This window comes from Sphingomonas segetis (assembly GCF_009720245.1).
GTDB classification, from domain to species: Bacteria; Pseudomonadota; Alphaproteobacteria; order Sphingomonadales; family Sphingomonadaceae; genus Sphingomicrobium; species Sphingomicrobium segetis.
In genome coordinates this window covers 1-2,413 of the sequence record NZ_WJSQ01000245.1, presented here as the reverse complement: position 1 = coordinate 2,413, position 2,413 = coordinate 1, and the positions used below count along the sequence as shown (strand labels likewise).

General features: G+C 67.4%; 2 protein-coding genes and 1 pseudogene. 1 reads left to right on the top strand and 2 read right to left on the bottom strand.

Features of this window, described 5'->3' with window-relative positions; translation table 11 throughout:
* Both GH737_RS14395 and GH737_RS14390 read right to left on the bottom strand, forming a co-directional pair.
* Window positions 1-1,610, bottom strand: a 1,610-nt coding sequence (locus GH737_RS14395) for a vWA domain-containing protein (RefSeq protein WP_155265458.1), incomplete at its 3' end; no start/stop codon positions are given.
* Window positions 1,611-1,700: 90 nt separating this feature from the next.
* Window positions 1,701-2,231, bottom strand: a complete 531-nt coding sequence (locus GH737_RS14390) for a sigma-70 family RNA polymerase sigma factor (RefSeq protein WP_155265457.1) — start codon at window positions 2,229-2,231, stop codon at window positions 1,701-1,703.
* A 51-nt stretch (window positions 2,232-2,282) separates the two neighbouring features.
* Here GH737_RS14390 and GH737_RS15920 point away from each other — a divergent pair.
* Window positions 2,283-2,413: pseudogene (locus tag GH737_RS15920) on the top strand (agmatine deiminase family protein); the annotation flags it as partial.

Below are 2,413 nucleotides of genomic sequence, written 5' to 3'. Positions count from 1 at the left end.
TTGGCGATCCTCAGCACGTCGTCGTAGCTCAGCGACCCCGAATACTTGCCGCCGCGAAGCAGTTCGGCGAAGCCGGCGACCGCCGCCGCGAACCGCGCGTCCTGCGGCGCCGCGGCGAAGCTGCGCACCTCCGAGCGCCGGTCGATCGGAGTCGAGATCAGCCGGCTCGTCCTGGATTTCGGCAATTTGTAGCGGATCTTCACATAGCCATATTCGCTGCCGCCGCCCGCCGTGCCCCTTGGCTTCGAGTAGCGCAGGTCGCTCATCGTCCGCGGGCCGCCGACCGGCACGATCTCGTACAGCGCGGTCACCGTCTGGCCCGACCCGACGTCCCCGGCATCGACCTTGTCATTGTCGAAATCGTCGCGATTGAGCGCGCGCGTCTCGTAGCCGATCAGCCGATACTCTGCGACCGTCGCCGGGTTGAACTCGACCTGGATCTTCACGTCCTTGGCGATCGGGAACAGCGTCGAACTCGCTTCCTCGACCAGCGTCTTGCGCGCCTCGGCCAGCGTGTCGATGTACGCCGCGGTGCCGTTGCCGTTCTGCGCCAGCACCTGCATCAGCGCGTCGTTGTAATTGCCCATTCCGTAGCCGAGCACCGACAGGAACACGCCCTTCTCGCGCTCGCGCTCGACATAGCCTTTCAATTCCTCCTGGTCGGTGATCCCGACGTTGAAGTCGCCGTCGGTCGCGAGGATGACGCGGTTGACTCCGCGCGGGTCGAGGTTCGCTTCGGCCAGCGAGTAAGCCTGGCGGATGCCTTCGGCGCCCGCGGTGCTCCCGCCGGCGCCCAACGAATCGATCACCGCCTCGATCCTGTGCTTCTCGCGCACCTTCGTCGGCTCGAGCGCGGTGCCGGCATATCCGGCATAAGTGACGATCGAGACCGTGTCGGTCGGCGCCAGCTCGTCGAGCAGCATCTCGAGCGACTGCTTGAGCAGCGGCAGCTTGTTCGGCTCCTGCATCGAGCCCGACGTGTCGATCAGGAAGACGAGGTTGGCGTGCGGCCGTCCCCGCTGCTCGACATCGTATCCCTTGATCCCGATCCGCACGAGCTTGCGGCCGTCGGACCACGGGCTCGGAAGCACCGCGACATCGGTGCTGAACGGCTGCTCCTTGGTGCGCGGCGGCGCGTAATCGTAGGGGAAATAGTTGACCAGTTCCTCCGTCCGGACCGCCGCCGGCTGAGGGAGAACATTGCGGTTCAGCGACGCGCGGACCCACGAGTAGGATGCCGTGTCGACATCGATCGAGAAGGTCGACACCGGTGCCTCGCGCACGATCTTGAACGGGTTCTCGTCGACGCTCGTGAACTTGTCGCGGCCCTGGTCGTGGTAGGGCGGCGAGGCCCATTGCGGCACGTACATGCCCGGCGCGGGCGGTGGCGGCGGTGGCGGCGCCATCACCGACATCGGCATGCTCTCGGCCCTCAGCTGGGGCGCGGCGATGCGCGACCCGGTGACGACCATGTTGGATGTATCCGCGACCTTCGCTTCCGGCGCGGATTGCGACGTCGACGCGACCTTGTCGTCGACGCCCGACCTCGCGCAGGACGCGAGCAGGACGGCGGTCAAAGCCAGTCCCATGGAACGATGCTGGCGGCGCATTGCAAACTCCCTTTTGCTGGCGCGGCCCCATCGCCCGCCTGCAACTCTGACGCAGCCGCGCGGCAAATCCTTTGAAGATTTTTTCCGGGCTCAGTCGCCTGCCAGAATCCGCCGCACTTCGTGCATCCGCCACGCGATGGTGTTCTCGGCGACGCCCAGGACCTCGGCCGCCTCGGCGTGGGTCAGCTGCTGCCCTGCCACCAGCACCACCGTGTCGCGAAGAGCGGGCTTGAGCCGGGCGACCGCGCTCCTGATCCACACCGCATCATAGGCATCGCGCCCGTCCGGCGCCGCGGCCAGCCCCGCGAGCAGCGTCAGCCGGTCGATCATCCCGCCGAGCGAGCGCCGCCGCCGCCGGAAATCGCGGCACGCGTTGAATGTGATCCCCGTCAGCCAGGTCGTGAACTTCGCCTCCCCGCGGAAGCTGCCGATCTTCTCGACCAACGTGCAGCACACCTCCTGAGCGATGTCGTCGGCGTCCGCCCGCGACCCCGTCAGTTGCCAGGCGAGCCCGTGCACCCGGTCGTAATGCCGGCGGAGCAGGACCTCGAACGCGGCGCGGTCGCCCGCGGCTGCTGCGGCGGCGAGATTCGCGTCCTTATCGCCGCCGATTTGCGCCATTCCCCGCAGCCCCGTCGCTCCCGCCCGCCACGATGCACATGCGCGCCGCGCAACACAAACCGAAACAGTCTGAGGCGCGACGAGACCGAGGAGCGGCTGCACGCAGACCTGGGCTTCGAGCGAGTCGTGTGGCTCGGCTCGGGGCTCCTCAACGACCATACGGACGGGCATGTCGACAATCT